Raw genomic sequence first — 23,838 nt, 5'->3', positions numbered from 1 at the left:
CCCGACGATGAAGCGCGGATTTGATATCATTCCGGCGCAGCCGGAATTGATGGGAGAAGGAATAAATTTCTTTGCATGGGAGTGGCAACACATCAAAAAAGATGAACGATCAGGACAAATATTTGACTCCGAATTAGAGCTTGCTTCTGGGGTAATTCATGGGGTGAAAGGTAAATAAAAAACCGTACACAACCTATTAAACTTAACTCGAATCACTCTACTTAATCTTTTGTTACATACTGGCGAATTTTGCCACCGACTTAGTAAGTTCTCGTGCAAGCTACAATTGCAGACTGCGGGCGCGATCGCACTTTATCTGCACCCGCTATCCCTAAAACCCCGCAAATCGCGCCCGCAGTGCGACAGAATCGGGATTTGCGGGCTCGCGCAGTACCATCGGGCGCTTCGCCATTTTAGATTTTAGATTTTAGATTTTAGATTTGCAATGACTGATGACTATCGGCGTAATGTAAAAATCAAAGCATAACCCTTTTATTTGCCACTTTCCTCATGCCTTTGCCGCGCCTGTTAACCTTAATTGCTGCTTTCTGCCTCGCCCTGGGGCTGATTATTGGGCTGGTGAGTTCCTTAACAGGGCTTTACAGTCAAGTTGCGTGGTCTGCTTCTCCGCTGCTGGCTAATGTGCTGATTTTCCTGATAATTGTACTTTTGGCGACCCTAATTTTTGCGCTGGTTTACTATTTTAGGTTGCTGCAACGCCCTCAGAAAATTAAGGGAAAACGGCCAATTACTCCGAAGATTCCTGTTGTGAAAAGTGAAGCTGCTTCGGAAAATCTTAAAGCAATTCGGCAACAAGTCGATCGCATTCAAGATGAAGTAGCGCGGCAAGCTTTGCTGTTGAGAGCCCGCGAAATTGAAGCTAGCATGGCGAGGGGCAGCGTTCGAGTAGTTGTTTTCGGCACCGGTTCTGCGGGCAAAACTTCCGCTGTGAATGCGCTGGTGGGGCGGATGGCGGGACAGGTGGGCGCGCCGATGGGAACTACCGAAGTTGGGGAAACTTACACTCTGAAATTGAAAGGAATCGATCGAGAATTAGCAATTACTGATACCCCAGGCATCTTGGAAGCGGGAGTTGCGGGAACTTATAGAGAGGAATTGGCGAGGCAGTTGGCGGCGAGGGCAGATTTGATTTTATTTGTTTTGGACGGCGATTTACGAAAATCCGAGTACGAACCGCTGCGGACTTTGGCGGAAATTGGCAAAAGGTCGATCGTGGTTTTTAATAAAGTTGACCTTTATCCCGACACCGACAGAGATGAAATTCTCGATCGACTGCGGCAGCGTGTTAAAGGTTTTGTATCAGCAATGGATGTAGTAGCAATTAGCGCCAATCCGCAAAAAGTTGTACTAGAAGACGGCACAATTTTTCAGCCATACCCGGATATTATGCCATTAATTCGGCGCGTCGCTGCAATTTTGCGAGCTGAAGGCGAAGACTTAATTGCGGACAATATTTTGCTGCAATCTCAGCACTTGGGAGACCAAGCGCGCAAGTTAATTGACGCTCAAAGAAGGCGGCAAGCTGATAAAGCAGTAGAGCGATTTCAGTGGATCGGAGCTGGAGTAATTGCCGTAACGCCTTTGCCAGTTGTGGATTTGTTAGCGACAGCAGCAGTTAACGCTCAAATGGTAGTAGAAATTGCTAAGATTTACGGCTGCGAATTAAATATCGATCGCGCCAAAGAGTTGGCATTGTCTCTAGCAAAAACCCTAGCAAGTTTGGGAATAGTTGAAGGTGTAATTCAAGTAGTATCAAGGGCGCTGCAGTTAAGCGTAGCCGGGTTTGTACTTGGCAAAGCAATTCAAGCAGTCAGTGCGGCTTATTTAACCAGAATTGCCGGTAAAAGTTTTATTGAATATTTCCGCCATGACCAAGATTGGGGCGATGGTGGCATCGCCGAAGTTGTACAAAGGCAGTTTCAGTTAAATCGGAAAGACGAGTTTGTCAAAGCATTTGTCAAAGATGCGATCGCCCGCGTTGTCGAACCTCTGAACATCTATCAGCAAGAATCGGAACCAGAATTAGAAATGTCAGCGGAATTGGAACCAGAATCTTTGTATCAGGCGCCGCAACAAGACGATTGGGAAACTTACAGCAACAAACGCAACGATGAGTGGTAACTGGGAATGGGGAATGGGGAATGGGGAATGGGGAATTTGGAATTGTCAACTGTCAACTGTCAACTGTCAACTGACAACTCACAACTGACTAATAACTAATTTCGCCCCACCAACAAATAAACGATCATTTCTCCTTTACCTTTAATCTCAACAGCACCGCGCTTTTTAAACAAAAATTTATCTTTTAAACGATCGTAAACCGCAGCAGTCACCTGAATTTCCCCCGGAATACCGCTTGATTCCATCCGCTGAGCAACATTTACTGTATCCCCCCACAAATCGTAACTAAATTTAGTTAAACCAATGACTCCCGCCACCACCCCACCAATATTTATCCCAATGCGGAGACTAAAGTTGTGATTGTTTTGGACATTGAAGCTAGCGACAGCAGCTTGCATATCCAGCGCCATTTGGGTAATAGCAAAAGCGTGATTTTCCTGCGGATCGGGCAAACCGCCGACTACCATGTAAGCGTCACCCATAGTTTTGATTTTCTCCAAACCGTGCCGTAAGGACAACTCGTCAAATTGACTAAAAATTTGATTGAGAACTTTCACAGTTTCGACAGCACTTTTTTGAGAGGCAAAATTCGTAAATCCCACCAAATCGGCGAATAAAACGCTGACCTCCGCAAAGCTGTCAGCAATTATGCTTTGTCCCTCCTGCAAGCGGTCTGCAATCGGTTTCGGCAAAATATTTAATAGCAATTCTTCAATTTTTTCTTTCTGAGACTTGGTTTTTTCCAACAGCAACCGCGTTTCCATTTCTGCCTGTTCCCGATAGGCGATTTCCTGCTGCAACATCAGATTTTTATCCCTCAGTTGCAACTCTAGTTCCCGCAGCCGCAATTGATTTTCTACCCTAGCTACCACCTCTACGGTTTGAAAAGGTTTAGTAATGTAGTCCGCCCCCCCAGCATTAAAGGCTTTCACCTTCTCAGAAGCTTGTACCACAGCACTCAGAAAAATAATGGGAATGCCACGAGTGCGATCGATCGCTTTCAAGCGACTGCAAACTTCATAGCCATCCATATCGGGCATCATTATATCCAGCAAAATCAAGTCAGGCTGAGCCAAATCCACAGAATCGAGTGCCTGTTGCCCGCTAGATGCAGCTTCTACTGTATAACCTTTCCTCGATAAGATCAGCTCCAGTAACAATAAATTGTTAAGACTGTCGTCCACAATTAAAATACTGCCCCTTAATTTTTCTGAAGATGGTTGATTCATCGGCTTGTTACGGGCTTAGTTAAACTTAATAAACTTAAGATTTGTTTAAATTTATAAATTACGCACGGGTGCATCCAAACCTATTTTTTTTCACGGAAAGACGCATTGCCGAAGGCAAGCAAGAGGAAAAAAACAGGTTTGTGAGGGCATGATTGCCTCATGAACTCAAATTTATTATACTAATTTGTCAAAACAGCGAAAGCTGGGGCTAAAACTTCATATTGCGGATAAATTCGATCGGCCTGGGCGTCGATTGATTGATTGACTGGCAAATTGATTCACTGCTTGCGGCCGGTTTTGAAAGCACAAATATCCCACAAGCCCCACCGCTGCAATTGGCACTACAAAAGACAAAAGAGACTACCCGGACACTTTACAGGGGTGATTTTCCCGAAATTCTGACAATAGCTGGATTCAAAAGTACGATCGACATCTTGGGCGGTAAGAAATGGGCGTGATTTTTTAATCTGATGCTCCCTGAGTTTCCGGTGCCGTATTATATTAAGAAATATAACAATAATTTTACACATTGGGAAGACTCCGGGGGGAAGCAAGTCAAACCGAGCGATCGGATCGAACACAATTTTGATAAGATTTAAGATTGACAACAAAATTTGCTATTGTGCGTCCGGGTAAAAACAATGAGCGATCGACCAATTATTCTCGGTATTGTCGGAGACAGCGCAGCGGGCAAAACCACCCTGACGCGGGGAATTGCCCAAGTATTAGGGCCAGAAAATGTCACTGTGATTTGCACGGACGACTATCATCGCTACGACAGAAAGCAGCGGGCAGAAATCGGAATCACAGCATTGCATCCCGACTGCAATCACCTCGACATCATGCAGCAGCACCTCAGCCTGCTGCGTACCGGACAAGCAATTCTCAAACCCATCTACAACCACACGACAGGTACATTCGACCCGCCGGAATACATCAAGCCCAGTAAATTTGTAATAGTTGAAGGTTTGCTGGGTTACGCAACCCGAACAATCCGCGATTCTTACGACGTAAAAGTGTATCTTGCTCCTCCCGAAGAGTTGCGAACTCAGTGGAAAGTTAAGCGCGATATTATGAAGCGTGGTTATACTGAAGAACAGGTGCTTGCAGAAATAAAAAAACGCGAACCGGACTCTGAAGACTTCATTCGTCCTCAGCGCAAATCGGCCGACGTTGTAGTTAGTTTTTACCCGCCCGAAGCGGACAATGAATCGAATTTGAGCGTCCGTTTAGTGCTCAGACCGACAATTCCTCATCCTGATTTTACTGAAATATTAGGTCGAGGCAGCGAGAGTTTTAAACCTGCAATTCGCTTGGGACTCGATCGGGATATGGGCAAACCTGTTGACGTTTTGGAGGTAGACTCCCACGCTACCAGCGATCAAGTAAACGAACTAGAAATGATTTTGTGCAGCGAGTTGCCCCACCTGCGGGGATTTTGCTCCGCCCAAGGCAACCCGGAAATTGGCAAACTTATCGGCACAACTGGCGAAGTTTTGCAAAGTTACCCGCTAGCTTTGACGCAGTTGCTAGTTGCATATCACATGATGAAAGCAATTCATGTGTATTAGTTAGTTGTTAGTTGTTAATTGTTATTAGGTTTTTGGTCATTAGCTTCACTTACTATTACCAATTATAATTAGTAACAAATAACAACTAACCCATGACTAATGACTCATAATTTGAGAGTCTGCAATTTTCCAGATGCCATCCCAATACTCTAAGGTATAGCGAACTACCTTAGTATTGAAACTGCTACTATCGACTCTGTCATTTCGGTACACTGTGGCATCTTCGGTGACTGTGACTTCAATAGTGGCTTTGTTTCCAGATGCTGCAAAGCGTTCGACGGATTCAACTTTTTGGACACCGTATCTGTACTGAGAATTGCTGTTTGTCAGATAGTCTATCGCTTTGACTGTATCGGCATACAAAATACCTGTAGTCATTTTAGCCAGCAATTGGCGATCGAATGGAGGAGCAAAGATTCTCTGCTTTGCCTCCAGCCACTTGCTAATTAAATCCGAAGCTTGTCCCAGAGTAATATTCTGAGCTTGACTAATATGATCTTTGCAGTAATTTGTTGCAATCCGTTGTCGGGTACAAGTAATATTTTCCGCTTTGGCGGGCGGAGTCAACCACAAAGGAGTTAAGATAGCGAGTAGGATTATCGGTTTCATATCTAAAGTCCTCACTTATGCTGAATTGAATTTATTTAGCCAAAATTTAGGTGAGAATTCTTAGGAGATAATGTCAACCTATCGTTAGTTGGTCAGTAATTTTGTCTACATCATGTACTGGGGGGATTTCGGAATTTGAATTGTATTATTTTTGTCACAATTGAGAATAAATCCTCGGTGCTCGCAAAGTCGGGTTAGCAGTGCCTAATTGCTGAAGTGGCATGGAGACTGGCAACTGACTTTGAGGTGCAGGCAACATTTCGCCTCGGAAGTCGAGGAGGGTGACGAGTAGCAGATAGGCAACTGCTAAAATTATAGAAATCACCCCAGTGATAATAGCAATAATTTTTGAACGATCCATATTCGGCAAATTTTAACTACAGTTAATATTAGTTTAACATTAAAAATATCAACATTATTACTTAACTTATGCAATAGAATATAATCAGGTGCTAGTTATTTCTCTGACCAAAATGGAACCTCTTGTAGATGCGCCAAATCCCATCGAGATGCCCGGAGCTACCCCAGTGGTGGAAACATTTAATCTGGGGAAGTTCTACCGTACCGGCTTCTGGATGAATGAAAAAATTGAATCGCTCAAAAATTGCACTCTGACTGTCTCTGAGGGCGAAACTTTCGGGCTGTTAGGGCAAAATGGAGCGGGGAAAACTACGCTGTTGAAAACTTTGCTGGGTATCGTGCGGCCCACTTCTGGCAGGGCGCTGCTGTTGGGGAGGCCTTTGGGCGATCGCACCGTGAAGCAGCGAGTCGGCTATTTGCCAGAAAATCCCTATTTTTACGATTATCTCACGGGCTGGGAATTCTTGCAGTTTGCGGCGGGGTTATTTCAAATTCCCCCCTCGATTCAGCGGCAGCGAATTCCGCATTTGCTAGACTTAGTTGGCTTATCTCAATCGGCGGCCATTAAAAAACAGTTGCGCCAGTATTCTAAGGGAATGCTGCAACGGATCGGCATGGCTCAAGCTTTGATTAACAATCCAGATGTGGTATTTTTAGATGAGCCGATGTCGGGTTTAGATCCGATGGGACGCTATCAGATGCGGGAGATAATTTTATCGCTGAAAAATCAAGGAAAAACGATTTTTTTTAATTCGCATATATTGTCGGATGTGGAGAAGATTTGCGATCGAGTGGCAATTTTGGCGAAGGGTGAGTTAATCTGCATTGGTGCGATCGACGAACTCCTCGGCACTACTGAAACTTACCGGGTTGAAGGTAGGGGCGGCCACTTGAATATCCTGAAAAAATGGATACCGGATATGGAAGTTGATGAGGATTTGTGGTACGGTCATTTGCAGGGCGCTCCGAAAGAGTTTCTTTCTACTCTGAGCGGTACGGGAGGGCAGCTAATTGGGATGAATTTGGCTAAGCCTAGTTTGGAAGAATTTTTTATGCAGCAACTGCAAGAAAGAGGGATTTATTCTAGTGGTTGAACTCAATACATCTGATTTGTTGTGCGTTGGGCATTTTGCCCGCCCCTGACCAGATTTTCGGTTTTTTTGAAGTAGTCATTTTGAGCGTTGATGGCGGCAGTAATGTCGCCGTTGGAGAGGGTGAATAGCAGCGAGTCAATTGTGCGATCGAAGGGGGGTGCTTTGCCAGTTGCCGATTGCAAGGATTGCCCAGCGATCGCCCTTCATCCATCCCCGTTCATCCCCGTTCATCTGCGGTTCAAAAAAGAGCGATCGCCCTTAATCCAAAAAGTGCGATCGCCCATTTCAATTCCTAACCAGAAATCACCTCACTCAAAAGATGAGCCTGAGAACCCTCAAGCCGAGGCCCATGAATCTGCACCACTCTAGAAGCCAAGAAATTGCCCCAGCGCGCCGCTTGTGTAGAACTTAAACCGTTAGTAATTCCAAACAAAACACCCCCCGCAAAAGCATCACCAGCACCAACAGTATCGATCGCCTTTACCGGAAATCCAGCCACATCAACAATCTGTTTGTTCTCCACCACCATGCAGCCTTTATCCCCATTAGTGATAAAAGCCAAATCCGAAATCTCGCTCATTTTCCGAGCGCACTCTTCCAGAGATTCCTCCTTAAAAAAGCTCCGAACTTCATCAGCATTGCAAAAAATTACATCGCAATATTCCGAAACCACCTTGTGAAAATCATCAGCAAATCGATCGACTAAAAAGCCATCCGAAAAAGTAAAAGCCACCTTCACACCCAGACGCTTAGACTGTTCCATCGTCTCAATGCTAGCCTTTCTCGGATCGGGAGCATCCCAAAGATAGCCCTCAACATAACTGTACTTGCAGTGAGCCAGTCGATCGACATCAATATCAGTCGCAGCCAAAGTAGTAGAAACCCCCAGATTAGTACACATCGTGCGTTCCGCATCCGGCGTAGTCAGCACAACACAAGTACCAGTGGGCTCCTTCGACTCAGCAGCAGGATGCACGTTAAAATCAATCCCCGCCGCCAGCAAATCTTGCCGATAAAATTCCCCGTTAGTATCCTTAGCAACCTTCCCGGAATAATACGCTTTACCGCCGCTCTGAGCCAAACCAATCATCGTATTTGCCGCCGAACCCCCCGATCGCATTTGCAGCGAATTGTGCTCTAAATCGTGCAAAATCCCCCCCTGCGTTTCCGAATTCATCAGCGTCATCCCGCCGCGATTCAGCCCGTGGCCGAGTACAAATTCATCTTCCACCAATGCTAGGATGTCTACAAGGGCATTTCCCACGCCAAACACATCCACGGAACGGGAATCTTGATTGTTTTCTGTCATCAGTAATTTTTGGTTTACACTAACTATCAACTCTATAATAAATCGGATTAAAGTCAACATCCCCACTCCCAATCTAAAGTCCCCAACTTAAAATCTAAAATTCACAATCCAAAATCCCCAATCTAAAATCTAACTAAAATCCAAAATCTAAAATCGCTATGACTTCTCTCCCACCTCTGATTCAGCAAATGTTGCAACCCGGGTTTTACCCGCACGGGGTGACAGAACCAGTGCAGCTACTTCAGACTCATGCTTCCTTTGTTTTGCTGACAGGAGATTATACTTACAAAATCAAGAAACCAGTCAATTTTGGCTTTTTGGACTATTCAACTTTGGAGAAACGGCAGCATTTCTGCAACGAAGAATTGCTGCTGAACCGACGCACTGCACCGGAAATTTATCTAGAAGTTTTGCCAATTGTTAAAATTGGGGATTCGTTTCAATTTGGCAGCAACTTACCTGCTATAACTCCGGTTGAATTTGCTGTAGAATATGTTCTGAAAATGCGGGAGTTTCCTCAAGATTCGCTGTTGCTTAGTTTGTTGGAACGCGGACTGTTGACACAGCAACTTATGGCAGACTTAGGGCGGGAAGTTGCCAACTTTCACAGCAGGGCAATTAGTAATAGCTACATTCGCACATTTGGCGAAGTCAGTCAGATTCGCACAGCAATAAACAACAATTACCTGATTTCGCAAAAATATATCGGCGGGCCGCAGACTCAGGTGCAATTTCAGGAAACTAAAGATTATACGGATACGTTTTTTGCGAGAAATAAAGACTTATTTAACTTGCGGGTTGCCAATAATAAAATTCGCGAGTGCCACGGAGATTTGCACTTGCGGAATATAGCATTCTGGCAAGATAAAATATTACTGTTCGACTGCATTGAATTTAACGAGCCTTTTCGCTTTGTTGATGTCATGTACGATGTCGCTTTTACAGTAATGGATTTGGAAGCGCGGGGGCGCAGAGACTTAGGCAATGCTTTTCTCAATACTTACATCGAACAAACAGGGGATTGGGAAGGACTGCAACTGTTACCTCTGTATTTGAGCCGTCAAGCTTATGTTAGAGCAAAAGTAACTTCCTTAATGTTGGACGATGCCGCTATTTCAACTACCCAAAAAGCAGAGATTTCACAGACGGCAGCTCATTACTATAAACTGGCTTGGCAATACACAAAACCGCGCCGGGGAAAGTTAACTTTGATGTCCGGTTTATCGGGCTCTGGCAAGAGTACAGCAGCTCGATATTTGGCTCGCAGCACTGGGGCAATTCACATTCGATCCGATGCGATTCGCAAACATTTAGGCGGAATTCCTTTAAATGAACGCGGGGGGCAAGATTTGTACTCGGATGAAATGACGGCACAAACTTATGGTAGATTGTTAGAGTTGGGGATAATGCTAGCTGACCGAGGTTGGAATGTGATTTTAGATGCCAAGTTCGATCGCCAAAACTGGAGAACCGATGCGATGAATCAGGCTCAATCCCACGGCTTGCCCCTGCAAATCATTTACTGCACCGCACCCATTGAAGTATTGCGAGAACGACTGCAACAGCGCCGGGGCGATATTGCCGACGCGAAAGCCGAACTATTGAGTTCGCAGCAAGCAGCTTTTGAATCTTTTACAGAATTAGAGAAAATTTCTGTAAACATTGTAGATACTCTGCAAGACTTAGAGGTACAATTAAACTTGATTGGTGGAGAGTAGTTGCAGTTCGATCGCCCTTGGCAATTTGATTGTCTGCTAATATTGTAAATATCTTACTGTGTTATTACAAAAAAAAGTTGCAGCTCATGCCAAAATTTACCGGAGACTCCAAGGGGTTTAGCCCCGCGCTGATATGGTTTGTGTTGTTTACCGTTGGGTTTCGCTTAGTAGGATCTACGCTGCCCCTGAGTCTTGGCCTGGGTGTCATCGGTGGCGTGGCAGCAGGTTTAATTGTCGCTTGGTGGCACAACGAATTACTACTCAACCCGAATATGAATTCCCAGGACAAAACCTCGGATGCTATCCTCAATAAAGAAGTAGTGCAAAGGGACGGCCATAAATATAGCAAAACCTCTAGGGGTGATGCTTCTACATTGTTTGGCTGGTTATCTGGGCCAGAGGATCGTAGGTAGCACCGAAAAGAGTTTTGAGTATTGAGTTTTAAGTTTTAAGTTTTAAGTTAAAGAGTTCATAATTCACAACTCAATACTAAAAATTTACCACTCCCGCCCCCTAAATTACTAATTACAGATTAGCCAGTAACGAGGGTAGATTTCCAATTACCTACCGCTAACGAGAAATTTTAATTACTTGCTGAATGTTTGTATTTCTATCGAAACTCCTGCCGCTGTTTATTTATCCTTTGGGGTTGAGTTGCCTGTTAATGATGGCGGCTTTAATAACACTTTGGAAGCGTCCCAAATGGGCGGCGGCGCCAATTGCTGCGGCTTTAATTATTTTACTCCTCGGAAGTAGCGGTTGGGTTTCAAAATCGTTAGTTCGATCGCTCGAATGGCAAAACTTACCAACCGCCGAACTCCCCCAAGCTGAAGCGATTATCGTCTTGGGCGGCGGTGTCAAAGCAGCTTTACCTCCCCGTCCTTGGGTAGAATTAGCGGAAGCGGGCGATCGAATAATCTACGGTTCTCGACTTTACCGGCAAGGCAAAGCTTCCCTCTTAATTCTCAGCGGCGGTAGAGTAGATTGGAAAGGCGGCGGGCCTGCCGAATCGGCAGACATGGCAGAAATTGCCCAAACAATGGGTGTCCCGACATCAGCAATTCTGCAAGACCCCGATTCACACAACACTTATCAAAATGCGGTCAACGTGCGGAAAATTTTAGATGCTAAAGGCATAAAAGGGCCGGTTTTGCTAGTGACATCGGCGATGCACATGACTCGATCGCTCTTAATTTTCCAGCGTCAGGGAATAAAAGCAATTCCGGCACCAACAGACTTTCAGATCACACAGCAGGATATCGCAGCATCCCAAAACAATTGGCAAGCAGTCGCCTTGGATTTATTGCCGGATACCTATCAGTTAAACCAGTCAACTAAAGCTTTGAAAGAATACATCGGCTTAATCGTTTATCGTCTGCGGGGATGGCTTTAACAGAATTTTAGATTTTAAATTTTGGATTTTAGATTGAAGAATTTAAACTAATATCAAATCCGGTTGCATCCTAATTATAGGGACGGGGCGGGTTTATATAATTTGTCTATACTTATCAAATATCTGGGCGAACTCGTCCCTACAAAACTTCATCAGATAAAATTCCAAATCAAACGGATACGATCTAAAATCTAAAATCCAAAATCTAAAATCCAAAATAGATTGAGTGTGCTAGCTTAAAGTCATTAGAGCCAATATTAGCCATAGTCGCCCCCAAACAATCATGCTGCCCCACGAGTTGCAAAACATTGCCCCAGAACCGACTCCTGCGGCCGAAATTTTTCAGAGACACCAAATTGTCCGCGAGTTTTACGACGAAATTAAGTACCGTCAAGAACTAGAACTTCACTGCCAGTGGTATTACGCTACAGCCAAGCAGCATCAGCAGGAATTGCAGAAAATGCAGGGAGATTGGAATATTTTAGGTTGGTTCAGCCGCAGACGGTCGAAAAATTAAGGAGTGAACACAAAAAATGGTTTGTAGTAAGGACTTTAGTCCCGTCGATCGACTAAAAGCCACAGAAAAAACTGAACTCCTCACTACAAACTCTAAAACAGTTATATGACCCGCCCGAAAACAAATAATTCTTTTCCGACAGGATCACTGATCAGCCCAAAATTTTAGACCAGAGTTCAAGCTTCCAGATTCATCTTTGGAGTAAATCTAAAATCTAAAATCTAAAATCTAAAATTGACTGCCCGGATTGGATATTGTCTTTGGGCTCCGGCTTCTACTTGGGAGAGAGCTAGACTTCCGAAGATATCAATTCGACCTCATCCTCTTTCAGGTGAGCTCGAAATTTTTTGTCAAATTGTACTAGAACCGGCCAATTAGCACTGACAGGTCGGCCGTGCCATTCGTGAACGATCGCCACGACTTCTCCTTCCATACCCTTAATATCAAATGGTTGACTGCGATTTTCAGGGTGGTGGTAGACAACAACAGAGTTTTTAATGCAAACGCGATCGCCAACTTTCATAAATTTAAACTTAGTGTTCTTTCTTCCAAACTATACAAAGCGTGCAAGTGCAGAACACCTGTACGCTTTGGCGACAGTCTTTTTATCTTCCCACACAAGTAGAGCGAAAGCTCAAAGAAACTTGTCGGTTCTCTGTGGGTGCTTCGATCGCCCGCCTCGATCCCGGGAAGCCTCAATGCCGATCGATCCTCGGTTGATCCTGCAGGCCCGATCGAGATTTAAATCTCGATCGGGCGGATTCTCAAGGGCGGGAATAGATGCAGGCTAATCAGGAAACTATTTACTTAACTGATTTAACCAACACTCAACATAAACAGCCAAGGTTTGACCCAACTCCAGCAACTGCCGGATCGAAGACAAGTCCCAGCCTGCGCCGGAACCTGCAATCCCCAAGGCAACAGCAGCCACCACACTCTCGCCCTCCGAGGCATCTTGCAGTTGCAGCCAGCCCAAACACAGAGGCACAATTTGACTGTACAGAGAATCGAAATACAGTTCCTGCGATCGATCCAGACACAAACCCAAACTCAGCCGATCGCCCACCGAAATCAAACGCTTGATCGTGCGGATATCAGCTTCTAACTTGACAGGCGAGCGATCCTCCGCGCCCGATCCTGCTTGCAGCAGCGCGTCTAGCGATCGCCAAACCATCTTTTCCAAAATTTCCTTGACTTCGGGAACGTTCAACCGACAGCGGAGATGGCCGCTTTCAGTGGCGATCGCCTCAATTTCCGCCAGCAGCGGTTCGACATCCTCGGTTTCCACTTCTAGGGCCTTGGCCGCCGTCAAACAGCGGTGTCCCAAAGCCACCTCAGCAGCCACCTGCAACTCTACCGGCACCTGCAACTCATCACGGTGGAACGCCATCATCACCCCGTAATTTTCGCGGTAAACCTGAGTGTAAAGCTGATCCAACCGAGTCAAATTTTCCTGACTCAGCAACTGCACGATCCGGTGGCGTTCCTCAGCGAATAAATCCCGTAAGCTAAAGGACTGATCCCCAAACAGCCGCACCATTTCCAGAATCGCGTGGGCCGCCGAAGCTTCTTGCATAACTCCAAACAACCGCTCTTTGAGCATAGTGTAAGACCGGCGGCTGCCAAAAGGCTGAATGCAGCAGTGGAAGTCCCAGCCGCCGAGGTGCAACGCAGCAAACACAAAAATCTCTGTTTCCCGCGTAATTTCCGAGGTTAACTGCAATTGACCCACAGCCAGAGTCATCGAGCCCATGCGCTGAATTTGGAAATCTTGCTGCTCGGCCTGGTAGCAGTAAAGTCGCTCTTCGCGGGAAAATTTGGCAAACAGAGAACTGATTGCGTAGTGGGCGGCCACTTGTTTGAGACTAATTTGGGCTGTAACCACGAGTTTGCGGTAAACTTCGGCCCCTGTTTGGAAATACTCAACGTTGCTGGGTACGAGGGCTAGTCGATCGACAAAATCCTTTTCTAGCTGGATGCCGGTAACTTCACCCGCCAATTCCAGCGCCCGGGCCGCGTAGCGGAGAATTTGCACGCCTTCTGGCCGCGAGATTTCTTCAAAAAACCAGCCGCAGCTAGTGAACATTAACAGGGCGTGGCGCTGCATTTCCAGCAGTCGCAGGGCGTCCACCTGTTCTCCGGCATCGAGGGGGCGCACTTGATGGCGTTGAAGGAAACTGTCAACATTACTGGGCGATCGATCCCGGATAACCTCAATATATTCATCTCTGGCTTTCCAGGGATCGCACAACAGCTTGCGCCCCGCTTCTTCATAAATCGGAATCAGTTGATCGCGCAGCCAATTCAGAGTATCCCGCAGAGGGCGGCGCCATTTGAGGTGCCATCCGCCGCCACCACCGCAGCCGCAATCATCTTGCCAGCGATCGACCCCGTGAGAACAACTCCACGCCGTCACGGGTTTGAGTTCCACTTCCCAAGCGCTCGGATTTTGACTTAAATAATGAGCAAAATTCGTCACCGTCCAGCCTCGGCGGGGAAACTCTTCTGTGAAGGCGTAGGCGAGGCATTTTTCGGTACTGTGTTTGTGGTGGCCGAAAGTTTCGCCGTCCGTCGCCACGCAGATTAATTGAGCCGGTCGGTGGTCTCCCCGCACTGCTTGACCCAAGCGCCCGGCTAAGTGGTGGCTGCTGCTGAGAACGTCATTGAAGCCCATATCTCGCGAGATCGGGCCGTCGTAGAAAAAGATATCAATGTAAGGAGTGTTGGCAGGGGGGGCTTCGGAATTTTGGAAGTGCCTGCCACCAAAATGGTGAGTGCTCAGCGGCGAGAGTTGGTGGTTAGCCATCAACCGCATTTCTGGTTTCAAATAGCAGCGGTACGGGCGAGTCGGATCGATTTGACCGCCTCCGACTTCGTGCCATTCGGAATTATGCCCTGGTTCCCCTTCGTGGTTTTGCCCGATTAGCGGGCGGCAGCGTTCGGCTTGGGAGGGGGCTAAGACAATGAAGCGGATGCCTTCAGCGACTAAAACTTCGAGGGTGGCGTAGTCTACGGCGGTTTCGGCGAGCCACATTCCTTCGGGATCGCGATCGAAACGGGAGCGAAAATCAGCGATCCCCCAGCGAATTTGGGTGTATTTGTCTCGCTCATTAGCCAGCGGCATGATGATGTGATTGTAGACTTGGGCGATCGCGTTGCCGTGACCGTTGAGCCGCTGACAGCTTTTGCGATCGGCTTCCAGAATCCGCTGGTAGACTTCGGCGTCGTAGCGTTCGAGCCAGCTCATCAGGGTCGGCCCGATGTTGAAGCTCATATACTCGTAGTTGTTGACGATCCCCGTGACTTCGCCGCGATCGTTGAGTATGCGGGCAAAGGCGTTCGGGCGGTAGCACTCGATGTCAATGCGTTCGTTCCAGTCGTGGGCGGGCTCGGCGCTGGCTTGGCGTTCGATCGCATCCAGGTAAGGGTTTTCCCGGGGTGGCTGGTAAAAGTGACCGTGAACCGTCACGCAGACCCCTGTTGCAGCAGCCACGCTGGTTTGGGTTGCAGCCGTTACGGTTGGCGAAGACAAAGGTAGCAGATCGGATTGAGTTGTAGAAATCGAAACCATGCGATCGAATCCTCAAGTAGTTAAAGACAATAAAACCAGCCTAATTAGAAACTGAAACCTTACGCAGCAAGAGTTACAGCTAGGCATCTGTTAGGACTAAATTTGGCTGACAAGTTTTGATACATTTGTAGTATTGCGAGCAAAGCATTCGTTCCAAGATGCCAACCGTCGATCCCTGGTTTTTTTGCCAATGCTTTGCTGTTGAAAGACTTAAAAAAGGTAGCTTTTGCTGCTTTTTGGCACTTGCGACCCATTTCGGGTTCGTGCTTGCAGGGCTGCTCATTGAGATTTTGATTTACATTGCTGGATCTTAAAGTCTTATTCATTAAATAGCAAGTTTTCGCCGGAAAAATTTAAAATTTGGCGATAAATCTTGGCGGTTGTGGATATCGGTTTAATACCCGATCGATTTATAGAATAAGAGTTTTGTCCTAGTTTCGCATCATACTTTAGGTGCTTTTTACCGAAGTCCTGGAGAAGTTAGGCTAGTTGGGTTAGGGCGGGGCAGATTTGCTGCAAATGTACTTTCCAGAAGAGTTGTAACACTTGTGCGGAGTCAAAAGGCAACAAAAAACCCAAACGGTAAGTGTTATGTTTTAACTCCTGAGAGGTATGTGGGGGCGGAGGCGGAGGCATTGGAGGATGAGGAGGGTTTCGACGAGAAGATGCTGCATTTGACGGCTAAGTGGGAAAAAAAACTAGGTTGCTGGCGATCGCCTAGTGCAAGCACCTCTTGCAGAAATTCATTGGGGCATAATCTCCGCATTCTGAATGCTGTGAAAGCTCCTGTTGAGCGCGAGTGCTACCTTCGCTATACTATCAAGCAAGGATGGAGTCGAAATGTGTTAGTTCATGCTATCTGATGAATCAGGAGAAAGCCCGCAGGTTTGCAGTTATTCGTGAGGTGAAATCACCAAGTATTTTAAAAAATAAAATCGAGTTAAACCAATAGAAAAATGCCACGAGTAATGATATGAGTTCCAATCAAAACAATAACGTTGTCCATAACACTTGGTTCTTAACCAACATTGACTATGAAGGAGAAGGACGGGCTGAATTTGAAAATCCTAAAGGATATATCGAAGGATTGGTTAAAGTTTCCTTTGATGAATTCGGCAACTCCAGTATCGAAATGAACGTAGCCAACTGCTATACAGAACAGCCCCTCCGCGTTGGTTTTATAGAATTTTTTAATGCAGATACCCCCATAGAGGAAGAGGGTCGTTTCTCTTTTACAAATCGTTTAGGGAGCAACCCGTGTAAAAGTTTAACTGTCAATACTCCCGATGGGATTTATTCCGCACAGGGAAGTATAGTCTACCAGCCTAGCATTGCTTTGGGCGGGGATAACACGAGAGTTGAATTTTATTTGGTTCCTTCATATTTTGACAATATAAATGCTGAAATTCCTAAATATTGGGTATTTCCAATATTTAACTTAATCTCAGATTTTACTCAGCTAAATTCACAGCTTGATTGCCATCCCCTGCGTATTCTTCCCAGGCTTGACGATGCAGAGAATACTACATGGACACCATTATTCAGGAAGCTTTTTTTCAATATTCATCGTTTAATTGTCTTTGATTTCAAAGGAACTAAGGGATTTATTCAAAAATTGCTTGATTTTAAGGAACGTAAAAAAAAGCTGTACTCGGGTCAGGTGCAACGTACAATCACAGCGGTAATGGTTGGGGAAGTTGGCTCTGAATCCATTGACATAGATAAATTGACGAACTGGCTACCATTCGGTCTTCTCCCTTTACTGAGTCTTGCTACTGGTTCTGAGGTAGGAATTCCTTGGATTGAATTTAGAGATGCTAATGGTGGGCTTGTCCGACGCATCCATAAGAGATTCGGTCAGCCAAAATTTTCAAGAGGACACACTACTATTTCGGAACAATATAATCAGGGAACTGGCTATTTACTCACCGGCGCTCAGTCTTCAACGCCTTATGGAAAAGAACCTCTAGGTTCTGTAATATTTGACCTAGTTCAAAGCAGTTCACATAGCCTTACTATTGAAGACAAGCTAAATAAAATTTGTCGAGCCTTTGATTATTTATGTCAGCACTATAAGCTAGACACACAAAATTTACTTCTTGGCTTAGATGATGATTATAAGGAGTTCGTCAAAAAAACTCTTAAGTCTGCGGCACAAGATATTCGTTCTGTGGGACAAGCTGCAAGTGATTCAGGGCAAAGCAAGTTACTTAACAAAATTGCTGATAAAACGATCAACTCTAGCAACATAGACAGGGATTTCGGTCTAGCTGTAACTGACTTACTAAAGCATTTGGGTTTACATGATGCTGACATTATTGATGCCTACTATCAAAGTAACCCACGAGCTGATGGAAGGACTCATTGGAGCAGTGTTATGTCTAGATATCGTGGAATTGCAGTGCATACGGGTGACTTTAGCTTCCAAGAAAAAACATACGATATACATGATGTTGTAAGAATTACTTATCATTTATACGATATTCTGGTACGCATTGTTTTTAAGATGCTTGGGTATGATGGTACATACCAGCCAATAATCAGAAATCAAACCTCACAGCCTGTCGATTGGGTAAAGGCTGATCTTCAAGCCAGCGAATTAGGGTATTAACCCAAGAATATATGGTTTAGATTTAATCGCCAAAACATTGAAGTGGACATCAACCAACAAAAAGAACAATTCAGCAACATCTACCTGCAAGCTGTCACCACCGTTGCCGGCTATTCCCTCTACAAACCCTTCGTAGACGATGACAGCGTAGACTGGGGAGTAGCTGCGAAAGGCGGGACTGGCCGCATCAGAGCACCTCGCTTGGAATTGCAGTTAAAATCTACATCAAGAGATATCCAAGACGATAACTCCATCCGCTACCCCCTCAAGCTCAAAAACTACGACGACTTAAGAATGGATAACTTCGCCATTCCCCGAATTTTAGTTGTCGTTTTAATCCCCGAAACACCCGAAGACTGGTTAACCCAGTCGGAAACAGAACTCTGCATCAGAAACTGCGGATATTGGATCTCGCTGCGGGGAAAGCGAGAAACACCAAACACAAACTCTGTCAACGTCACCATCCCCAGAACCAACCAATTTACAGTCGCCGCCCTTCAGTCAATTATGGAGAGAATTAGCCAAGGAGTTCAACCATGAAAATCACCGTAAAAGATAGCCAAACTCTCGAAACAATCAAGCTAAATCAACTGAGAAATTACTTACAAACTCACGGCTGGCATGAAGACCAACCTTTCTTAGATAATGCCACACTTTGGCACAAACCAACAGCCGATGCAGAAGAATTTGAAATATTGCTACCTAACCGGGAAAACCTGGGAGATTATGCAGCCCGCATCCGCGAGGCAATCCAAACCCTAGAAAACGCAGAAAATCGCCCTCAACTTGAAATTTTAAGCGAACTACTTACCCGCATTCCCAACACGACTATTCAGGGAATTGTTATGCAAATTCACACCCCAAATACCAAAAAATTAAGTGGCGAAATTACTCTCCTCGGCCTTGTAGTTGCCAAATTGCAGAAAATTCAAACTTCACTCGCAGACAAAGATTATATCCTGGCGATTAAAGCTTATCAAGAACGCTTACCGATTCTCTGTAGCGGTGACTTAATCAAAGACAACAACGCCTTCATCCTCACAAACCCCCACAACTTAACTCTCGATGAATTGTGGTAAAACTAACAGATTTTGTCGATCTATATTAAACACCTTCCAAACAGATATCAAGTTCCCTAGCAAAGGCCTCTGGTGCATCCAGCATCAGCCAGTGTCCAGTATCGGCGATCGTAGTTCTCGTCAGTGTGGGACGGAGGATGTGGAGGCTGAACGGAAAAGTGTTTGAGGGAGCAATAATGGCGTGGGCCCGTGTTCCAGGGGCTGCTAGGTAGGGATCGAGAGCATCAACTGCTTCAAAGGCAAACATCCCGCGGTACATTCCACGCAGACAATCCCGTGGAGTCGCCGCCAAGCAAGCGAGTATCCGATCGCGCGTCTGGGCCGTGCTTCCTGTCAGCGCCTCATTGAAGCTGGTTTCCACAGCAGCCCGCCAATCCTCCATCTCCAGCGCCCTCTGAAAGGAGACGATCAGTTCGTACACATCTGCAGGCACCTTGGTAAAATCTCCCGGTGGGTCTGCCAGGATCAACTGCGCGATGCGGTGCGGTGCGGTGGCTGCTGTGGCGAGGGCAATAAAAGCACCGAAACTGTGGCCGACGATCGCCACTCGATCGAGTCCCAGCCCATCCAGTACCGCCAAAACATCCGCTACACAGGAGGCGGGCGCATAGTTGCCGTCCTCCGGCGGTGCAGAATCACCGTGTCCCCGCACGTCAAGGGCGATCGCGCGTCGGGTACGGGCGACATGGGCAAGCTGCGCCTCCCAAATGCTCGCGGAAACCGCCATACCGTGGACGAACACCACCGGCAGCGGTTCCGACTCCGCAGCGGTTACAGGGGGGCTGGCTTCGATGATGTGAATAGTGCCGATCGGTCCTTTGATATTTGTCGATCGCATAAAAACTTCTCCTAAGTTTTATAGTCCTAGACGCACGGCTAGTCAGAAACCGGGTTTTTCGCAAAAATACTCGGTTAGAGCATCGCAGAAAAGATAAAAACCCGGTTTCTTTGGTTTGGATGGGTAAGTCAGGTTTTAATTTCCTATAGCGGTTCTCAAAAAAGTGAGGTATGCCCTACGCCCAGTCGTACCTCATCTTTCGCTCGAAAGGCTATATTTTCACACAACCAATTTTACCTCTGTTACTCCTTGGCGCAATTCATACTGTCCTTTTACCCAAAATTGTTTAATTTTTTCACCCAAAAACGGAGCAGCTTGCATCATCAATAAACGCAACAATCCATTTTTTCGCAGTTGTTCGCCTTTCCACGCTTCTTGTGCTTGAAGTTGTTGGGCGCGAATAATTTCCGGTTCGCGTTCTGCCTGAATCCGCGATAATGCTAAGTCAATATCCTCGGAATTAGCCCCTGCTTTCAATAAAGGTACAAGGTGATTGGCCGCAACAATTACATCGCGGAACGCCATGTTAATTCCTTGAGCGCGAACCGGAGACATCGGATGTGCAGCATCCCCCAAAAGTATGATTCCTGGTCGATGCCAGCGCGGACAGCGACCAACCACAACAGATAATCGCATCGGAGATTCGATCGTATCCGCACAGTTGCGGAAATGTTCTGCCATCCACGCAGGCGATCGCGATGCGAAAGTTTCTGCCCAGTCTGTGTGTTTCCAATCCGTTTTGTCATCTGCCGATAGCACCCAAGCCAGATGAAGTTTTCCTGATTCTGCCCCATGAAAAACACTAAATCCGCTACCGCCATTCAGGATGGAATAAAATACATTATCCGCCACAAACCGAGGATGAGCGGCAAGTTTAAACCACAGAACATCTATACTATTCTGCTGTTTTACTAACTCTAATTCTGCACGCTGTCGTACAACCGAGTTTCTACCATCTGTACCAATCACAAGTGCAGCAGCAATCTCTCGCCCATCTCCTAGCTTTACACCCGCAATGCGATCGTTGCTGTACAGTAAATCTTTGACGGGAACACCTGCGATAAATTCAAACTCTGGATGCAACTGAGCTTCTGAAATTAGTGTTTCTAGCAAAGGCGGTTGCGATACCAGCGTACAAGGTCGATTTGACCCCATTGGCTCATCAACTCGAAATAGTTGCCGATCGCCCACAATGAACTCCCAGGCATCAATTTGTCGGTGTGGAACACCTTCTAGCATAGTGGATAAGCCCATTTGTGCGATCGCATCCAATCCGCTGGGCATTAACCCTTCACCGCGAAAGACTCGGTAGGCATCTTTTGCAGCCTCAACCAAAGTTACAGCAATACCTCGTTTCACCAGCAGCAAGGCAAGTGCCGCACCAGTTGGCCCCGATCCCACAATTACAACTTGTGTCATTGCCATTCCCCATTGCTTTTTGCGGATATTGAGATGTCAACAAAGGTGGTAAAAAGAGGCGCAATCCCCTATTCCCAGCTATTTCTGGAGTGCCTGTTGAAAAGTCTTAACTGCATCAACATGATTCACCATATTGATGCAACGCAACAACAAATCCAAATCGATCCCTTTCACCTCCTCACTACTAGAAACCTTTTCATAATAAAGTGTATTGCCCTCTCCCCGGAGGTGATAAACCTCTAACAATCCATCTTCCCAGAACCACACTTCCTTTATCTTCAGCCGCTTGTATGCCTCAAGTTGGTTGATGCCACCACTAGAAAACACGACCTCGATCGCCAAATCGGGTAGCCTACGACCAGGGGCAAGTTTATAAGATTTATCGGCCTCTCGCTTGACTTTTCCAGTTTCACTTTCCAGAGTCATTGAGCCAGTTGGAGTAAAGTCAAACCCCCCCATCAGCAGGTAAAGCTCCAACAATGCACCAATTCTTTCTTTAACGGTTTCGTGGGGTTCTCCAGGCATTAGTTTAATCTCGAAAACTCCATCCAGGAAAGAAAGTCGATATCCTGGACGGTCTAACAATTGCTCAACTGCTTTGAACTCTCTCCAAGTGAGTCCCTCAAACAGAAGGGGTGATTCTTTTCTGGGTGGTGCGATGATTGCTGCAGTCATTTGATTCTCCAGTCTATTTCCAGATGAGAAACGATCGGGTTTGGAGGGCGATTTGTTTATTATAACTTTAAGTAGCTTTCTCCACTGTAAATCCGATTTCTTGCCCGTAGGATAGTTCCAGGGTGTGACCGTCCGGGTCTCGCAAAAAAGCCCAGTAGCCGATCGGATATCCAGCATCTTTTGGCCCTTCAAGCAATACGCCTTCTTGACGTGCTTTGTCGCAGAGTTCGTCCATATATTCGCGACTTTTGCAACCTACTCCGAGGTGTGCAAAGGGAGACAGAACGGGATGTACGGAGTCTGTTTGAATTAGCACAATTACAAAAGGGCGAGTGCGATCGGAAAGCCAGACCACAGCAACACCTGCTTTGGCATCGATGCGGCGGTGAACGACCTGCATTCCAGCATACTTGGAGTAGAATTCGATAGTGCGATCGACATCAGAAACGGGCAGTGCGATGTGTGTGAGACCGATATCACTCATATGTTATGTTGCTCCAATCATATTAGGCTTAACATCAAGAATTGCCACTTCCACTATCATAATTTTAATGAGATGCTCGCCACTTAGCCGCTTTCAGATCCATTGCTTTAATGAACCCATCTTTTTCGTCCATGTACGCCTCAATATTATCAGGGTATTTTTCGGCAAGTTTTCTCTTTAGTTCGCTGTATTCCTGCGCGGCTTCAGAATGGGTAATCATATAATCTCGAAACGCTAAGTGGCGCTCTATCTGCGGTGAACCAACTTCAAAACTGTGAATGTGGTGGGTTCTATCCTTGCGAAAATAACGACGACCGGATATCCCAAACTCACCCATTGCTTGATAACCTAATGCCTCCATTTCTGAACTCTGTGTATCGATTTTAAGAATATCTTTAACCTCAACTAGCATATCGATAATCGGCTTTGCATGAATTTGTGGAATGGCTGTGCTACCAATGTGATGTATAGCAACCACATTTTCCCTAAGTGCAAGTGCAATCAGTTTCGACTCAGTTTCAAAGGCGCTTCGCCAATTTGGATCGTGGGGGACGACTTCTACTTTGAAAAAATCTACTTTTATTGACATGGCTGATAATTATTTGCTTTTTTTGTCATCTCATTGATTTACGATCGCATTTAAGCGAAACTGATTTTATTATCCCTCATATTTTACGGGCTGCGCCCAAAGCTCTTAAACATACGGACAGCGGGGAGAAACTGACTGTTTGGGAGAGAAATTTCAAAGCGCTCAATCACCTGATAGTCAAATTTTGTGTAAAATGGCTCTCCCGCTAGCGTCGCAATCATCTCAACTTCCTTAAATCCAGCACGATCAGCAGCCAGTTCGCATACTCGCATAATCTGACTTCCAATTCCTCGACGTGCCCATGTTGGATGAACAAAGAATGCACGAATCTTTGCCGAGTCGCTGTCTGGGTTGAGCAGGCTGTTTCCTGGATTATTTTTGCCTGAATCACCTCCATAAAGCGTTTTACGCTTACTCCAACCACCGCAACTAACAATTGTTTGGTGATTGTTCTGAGCAACAAAGTATGTTTGGTCTTGAATCAGTTGACTGTCAACTCCAAAGACTGTGCCTAGTGCGCCTTCAATCTGCTCTGAAGTGTAGTAGCCTGCAGGCACAAGCTCTAGCAGAATCAGGAATTAAAGTTGTCAGCTTAGGAATGTCTTCTAAGGAAGCTAATCGAATACAAAA

27 protein-coding genes are annotated in these 23,838 nt (G+C 45.9%); 13 read left to right on the top strand and 14 right to left on the bottom strand.

The genetic code is table 11. The annotated features are described in order from the left end of the window. Positions 1 to 7 precede the first annotated feature (7 nt). The 3 genes from QUB37_RS05800 to QUB37_RS05790 all read left to right on the top strand — a co-directional run bounded on the left by QUB37_RS05800 (position 8) and on the right by QUB37_RS05790 (position 2,142). Positions 8 to 178 (top strand): hypothetical protein, encoded by a 171-nt coding sequence (locus QUB37_RS05800; protein ID WP_333159992.1) that lies wholly within the window; start codon positions 8 to 10, stop codon positions 176 to 178. A gap of 95 nt (positions 179 to 273) precedes the next feature. Beyond that, a complete protein-coding gene (locus tag QUB37_RS05795; RefSeq protein ID WP_333159990.1) occupies positions 274 to 417 on the top strand; it encodes a hypothetical protein in 144 nt (47 codons plus the stop codon). Positions 418 to 510: 93 nt separating this feature from the next. Further along, the gene (locus tag QUB37_RS05790; RefSeq protein WP_333159988.1) at positions 511 to 2,142 is read left to right on the top strand and encodes a GTP-binding protein; all 1,632 of its coding nucleotides are present in this window, start codon (positions 511 to 513) and stop codon (positions 2,140 to 2,142) included. 95 nt (positions 2,143 to 2,237) lie between these two features. Here the strand turns inward: QUB37_RS05790 and QUB37_RS05785 are convergent, their stop codons facing one another. After that, positions 2,238 to 3,371 carry an adenylate/guanylate cyclase domain-containing protein gene (locus tag QUB37_RS05785; protein WP_333159987.1) on the bottom strand — a complete coding sequence of 378 codons (1,134 nt, stop codon included), beginning with the start codon at positions 3,369 to 3,371 and terminating at the stop codon, positions 2,238 to 2,240. Positions 3,372 to 4,012: 641 nt separating this feature from the next. Between QUB37_RS05785 and QUB37_RS05780 the strand changes: the two genes are divergently transcribed. Next, a complete protein-coding gene (locus QUB37_RS05780; RefSeq protein WP_333159985.1) occupies positions 4,013 to 4,942 on the top strand; it encodes a phosphoribulokinase in 930 nt (309 codons plus the stop codon). Between the two features lie 96 nt (positions 4,943 to 5,038). Here QUB37_RS05780 and QUB37_RS05775 read toward each other — a convergent pair whose 3' ends face one another. Together QUB37_RS05775 and QUB37_RS05770 are read right to left on the bottom strand one after the other, a co-directional pair. Continuing rightward, the gene (locus QUB37_RS05775; RefSeq protein ID WP_333159983.1) at positions 5,039 to 5,551 is read right to left on the bottom strand and encodes an ARC6/PARC6 family protein; all 513 of its coding nucleotides are present in this window, start codon (positions 5,549 to 5,551) and stop codon (positions 5,039 to 5,041) included. Positions 5,552 to 5,705: 154 nt separating this feature from the next. Continuing rightward, entirely contained in the window at positions 5,706 to 5,912 is a 207-nt protein-coding gene (locus tag QUB37_RS05770) for a hypothetical protein (RefSeq protein WP_333159981.1), read from the bottom strand. A 112-nt stretch (positions 5,913 to 6,024) separates the two neighbouring features. Here QUB37_RS05770 and QUB37_RS05765 point away from each other — a divergent pair, with 112 nt between their 5' ends. After that, a complete protein-coding gene (locus tag QUB37_RS05765; RefSeq protein WP_333159979.1) occupies positions 6,025 to 7,005 on the top strand; it encodes an ABC transporter ATP-binding protein in 981 nt (326 codons plus the stop codon). A 2-nt stretch (positions 7,006 to 7,007) separates the two neighbouring features. Here QUB37_RS05765 and QUB37_RS05760 read toward each other — a convergent pair whose 3' ends face one another. Both QUB37_RS05760 and QUB37_RS05755 read right to left on the bottom strand, forming a co-directional pair. Continuing rightward, positions 7,008 to 7,187 (bottom strand): hypothetical protein, encoded by a 180-nt coding sequence (locus QUB37_RS05760; protein ID WP_333159978.1) that lies wholly within the window; start codon positions 7,185 to 7,187, stop codon positions 7,008 to 7,010. A gap of 110 nt (positions 7,188 to 7,297) precedes the next feature. Next, entirely contained in the window at positions 7,298 to 8,314 is a 1,017-nt protein-coding gene (locus QUB37_RS05755; protein WP_333159976.1) for an adenosine kinase, read from the bottom strand. Positions 8,315 to 8,472: 158 nt separating this feature from the next. On the opposite strand from QUB37_RS05755, the gene QUB37_RS05750 reads away from it, so the two are divergent. The 4 genes from QUB37_RS05750 to QUB37_RS05735 all read left to right on the top strand — a co-directional run bounded on the left by QUB37_RS05750 (position 8,473) and on the right by QUB37_RS05735 (position 11,942). Further along, positions 8,473 to 10,032 (top strand): AAA family ATPase, encoded by a 1,560-nt coding sequence (locus QUB37_RS05750; RefSeq protein WP_333159974.1) that lies wholly within the window; start codon positions 8,473 to 8,475, stop codon positions 10,030 to 10,032. An 86-nt stretch (positions 10,033 to 10,118) separates the two neighbouring features. Further along, positions 10,119 to 10,445 carry a hypothetical protein gene (locus tag QUB37_RS05745; protein ID WP_333159972.1) on the top strand — a complete coding sequence of 109 codons (327 nt, stop codon included), beginning with the start codon at positions 10,119 to 10,121 and terminating at the stop codon, positions 10,443 to 10,445. A 185-nt stretch (positions 10,446 to 10,630) separates the two neighbouring features. After that, entirely contained in the window at positions 10,631 to 11,425 is a 795-nt protein-coding gene (locus tag QUB37_RS05740; protein ID WP_333159970.1) for a YdcF family protein, read from the top strand. Positions 11,426 to 11,708: 283 nt separating this feature from the next. Beyond that, positions 11,709 to 11,942: a hypothetical protein gene (locus tag QUB37_RS05735; protein ID WP_333035767.1), complete on the top strand. Its 234-nt coding sequence runs from the start codon at positions 11,709 to 11,711 to the stop codon at positions 11,940 to 11,942. Between the two features lie 289 nt (positions 11,943 to 12,231). On the opposite strand, the gene QUB37_RS05730 is transcribed toward QUB37_RS05735, so the two are convergent. From QUB37_RS05730 to QUB37_RS05720, 3 genes are all read right to left on the bottom strand, one after another. Further along, a complete protein-coding gene (locus QUB37_RS05730; RefSeq protein ID WP_242722517.1) occupies positions 12,232 to 12,465 on the bottom strand; it encodes a ferredoxin-thioredoxin reductase variable chain in 234 nt (77 codons plus the stop codon). A gap of 276 nt (positions 12,466 to 12,741) precedes the next feature. Then, a complete protein-coding gene (locus QUB37_RS05725) occupies positions 12,742 to 15,513 on the bottom strand; it encodes a DUF3536 domain-containing protein (protein ID WP_333159968.1) in 2,772 nt (923 codons plus the stop codon). A 59-nt stretch (positions 15,514 to 15,572) separates the two neighbouring features. Next, positions 15,573 to 15,839, bottom strand: coding sequence for a hypothetical protein (locus QUB37_RS05720; RefSeq protein WP_333159966.1), 267 nt, complete (start codon positions 15,837 to 15,839; stop codon positions 15,573 to 15,575). 222 nt (positions 15,840 to 16,061) lie between these two features. On the opposite strand from QUB37_RS05720, the gene QUB37_RS05715 reads away from it, so the two are divergent. From QUB37_RS05715 to QUB37_RS05700, 4 genes are all read left to right on the top strand, one after another. Continuing rightward, entirely contained in the window at positions 16,062 to 16,376 is a 315-nt protein-coding gene (locus tag QUB37_RS05715; protein ID WP_333159964.1) for a hypothetical protein, read from the top strand. Between the two features lie 110 nt (positions 16,377 to 16,486). After that, positions 16,487 to 18,124 (top strand): hypothetical protein, encoded by a 1,638-nt coding sequence (locus tag QUB37_RS05710; RefSeq protein ID WP_333159963.1) that lies wholly within the window; start codon positions 16,487 to 16,489, stop codon positions 18,122 to 18,124. Between the two features lie 42 nt (positions 18,125 to 18,166). After that, entirely contained in the window at positions 18,167 to 18,664 is a 498-nt protein-coding gene (locus tag QUB37_RS05705) for a DUF4365 domain-containing protein (RefSeq protein WP_333159961.1), read from the top strand. Beyond that, a complete protein-coding gene (locus tag QUB37_RS05700) occupies positions 18,661 to 19,203 on the top strand; it encodes a hypothetical protein (RefSeq protein WP_333159959.1) in 543 nt (180 codons plus the stop codon). Before QUB37_RS05705 ends, QUB37_RS05700 begins: the two co-directional genes overlap by 4 nt. A 25-nt stretch (positions 19,204 to 19,228) precedes the next feature. On the opposite strand, the gene QUB37_RS05695 is transcribed toward QUB37_RS05700, so the two are convergent. The 6 genes from QUB37_RS05695 to QUB37_RS05670 form a co-directional block, all read right to left on the bottom strand. After that, positions 19,229 to 20,041 carry an alpha/beta hydrolase gene (locus tag QUB37_RS05695; protein WP_333159957.1) on the bottom strand — a complete coding sequence of 271 codons (813 nt, stop codon included), beginning with the start codon at positions 20,039 to 20,041 and terminating at the stop codon, positions 19,229 to 19,231. Between the two features lie 219 nt (positions 20,042 to 20,260). Beyond that, positions 20,261 to 21,460, bottom strand: a complete 1,200-nt coding sequence (locus tag QUB37_RS05690; protein ID WP_333159954.1) for an FAD-dependent monooxygenase — start codon at positions 21,458 to 21,460, stop codon at positions 20,261 to 20,263. A 78-nt stretch (positions 21,461 to 21,538) separates the two neighbouring features. Further along, a complete protein-coding gene (locus QUB37_RS05685; protein ID WP_333159952.1) occupies positions 21,539 to 22,135 on the bottom strand; it encodes a Uma2 family endonuclease in 597 nt (198 codons plus the stop codon). A gap of 67 nt (positions 22,136 to 22,202) precedes the next feature. Then, positions 22,203 to 22,619: a VOC family protein gene (locus tag QUB37_RS05680; RefSeq protein ID WP_333159950.1), complete on the bottom strand. Its 417-nt coding sequence runs from the start codon at positions 22,617 to 22,619 to the stop codon at positions 22,203 to 22,205. Positions 22,620 to 22,683: 64 nt separating this feature from the next. Beyond that, complete coding sequence (locus QUB37_RS05675; protein ID WP_333159947.1) at positions 22,684 to 23,208, bottom strand: GrpB family protein; 525 nt, start codon at positions 23,206 to 23,208, stop codon at positions 22,684 to 22,686. Between the two features lie 83 nt (positions 23,209 to 23,291). After that, the gene (locus QUB37_RS05670) at positions 23,292 to 23,765 is read right to left on the bottom strand and encodes a GNAT family N-acetyltransferase (protein ID WP_333159945.1); all 474 of its coding nucleotides are present in this window, start codon (positions 23,763 to 23,765) and stop codon (positions 23,292 to 23,294) included. Positions 23,766 to 23,838 lie beyond the last annotated feature (73 nt).

It is taken from the genome of Microcoleus sp. AT3-A2 (assembly GCF_036705685.1).
GTDB lineage: Bacteria > Cyanobacteriota > Cyanobacteriia > Cyanobacteriales > Microcoleaceae > Microcoleus.
The sequence above is the reverse complement of the archived record's forward strand: the minus strand, read 5'-3'. Positions and strand labels throughout refer to the sequence as shown.

What these genes read in the sequence shown, in the direction of transcription:
- QUB37_RS05710 (WP_333159963.1), top strand. Translation starts at nt 16,487, where the DNA reads ATGAGTTCCAATCAAAACAATAACGTTGTCCATAACACTTGGTTCTTA.
- QUB37_RS05735 (WP_333035767.1), top strand. Translation starts at nt 11,709, where the DNA reads ATGCTGCCCCACGAGTTGCAAAACATTGCCCCAGAACCGACTCCTGCG.
- QUB37_RS05775 (WP_333159983.1), bottom strand. Translation starts at nt 5,551, where the DNA reads ATGAAACCGATAATCCTACTCGCTATCTTAACTCCTTTGTGGTTGACT.
- QUB37_RS05725 (WP_333159968.1), bottom strand. Translation starts at nt 15,513, where the DNA reads ATGGTTTCGATTTCTACAACTCAATCCGATCTGCTACCTTTGTCTTCG.
- QUB37_RS05745 (WP_333159972.1), top strand. Translation starts at nt 10,119, where the DNA reads ATGCCAAAATTTACCGGAGACTCCAAGGGGTTTAGCCCCGCGCTGATA.
- QUB37_RS05770 (WP_333159981.1), bottom strand. Translation starts at nt 5,912, where the DNA reads ATGGATCGTTCAAAAATTATTGCTATTATCACTGGGGTGATTTCTATA.
- QUB37_RS05675 (WP_333159947.1), bottom strand. Translation starts at nt 23,208, where the DNA reads ATGTCAATAAAAGTAGATTTTTTCAAAGTAGAAGTCGTCCCCCACGAT.
- QUB37_RS05685 (WP_333159952.1), bottom strand. Translation starts at nt 22,135, where the DNA reads ATGACTGCAGCAATCATCGCACCACCCAGAAAAGAATCACCCCTTCTG.
- QUB37_RS05690 (WP_333159954.1), bottom strand. Translation starts at nt 21,460, where the DNA reads ATGACACAAGTTGTAATTGTGGGATCGGGGCCAACTGGTGCGGCACTT.
- QUB37_RS05780 (WP_333159985.1), top strand. Translation starts at nt 4,013, where the DNA reads ATGAGCGATCGACCAATTATTCTCGGTATTGTCGGAGACAGCGCAGCG.
- QUB37_RS05790 (WP_333159988.1), top strand. Translation starts at nt 511, where the DNA reads ATGCCTTTGCCGCGCCTGTTAACCTTAATTGCTGCTTTCTGCCTCGCC.
- QUB37_RS05755 (WP_333159976.1), bottom strand. Translation starts at nt 8,314, where the DNA reads ATGACAGAAAACAATCAAGATTCCCGTTCCGTGGATGTGTTTGGCGTG.
- QUB37_RS05800 (WP_333159992.1), top strand. Translation starts at nt 8, where the DNA reads ATGAAGCGCGGATTTGATATCATTCCGGCGCAGCCGGAATTGATGGGA.
- QUB37_RS05740 (WP_333159970.1), top strand. Translation starts at nt 10,631, where the DNA reads ATGTTTGTATTTCTATCGAAACTCCTGCCGCTGTTTATTTATCCTTTG.
- QUB37_RS05695 (WP_333159957.1), bottom strand. Translation starts at nt 20,041, where the DNA reads ATGCGATCGACAAATATCAAAGGACCGATCGGCACTATTCACATCATC.
- QUB37_RS05720 (WP_333159966.1), bottom strand. Translation starts at nt 15,839, where the DNA reads ATGAATAAGACTTTAAGATCCAGCAATGTAAATCAAAATCTCAATGAG.
- QUB37_RS05750 (WP_333159974.1), top strand. Translation starts at nt 8,473, where the DNA reads ATGACTTCTCTCCCACCTCTGATTCAGCAAATGTTGCAACCCGGGTTT.
- QUB37_RS05765 (WP_333159979.1), top strand. Translation starts at nt 6,025, where the DNA reads ATGGAACCTCTTGTAGATGCGCCAAATCCCATCGAGATGCCCGGAGCT.
- QUB37_RS05680 (WP_333159950.1), bottom strand. Translation starts at nt 22,619, where the DNA reads ATGAGTGATATCGGTCTCACACACATCGCACTGCCCGTTTCTGATGTC.
- QUB37_RS05700 (WP_333159959.1), top strand. Translation starts at nt 18,661, where the DNA reads ATGAAAATCACCGTAAAAGATAGCCAAACTCTCGAAACAATCAAGCTA.
- QUB37_RS05730 (WP_242722517.1), bottom strand. Translation starts at nt 12,465, where the DNA reads ATGAAAGTTGGCGATCGCGTTTGCATTAAAAACTCTGTTGTTGTCTAC.
- QUB37_RS05785 (WP_333159987.1), bottom strand. Translation starts at nt 3,371, where the DNA reads ATGAATCAACCATCTTCAGAAAAATTAAGGGGCAGTATTTTAATTGTG.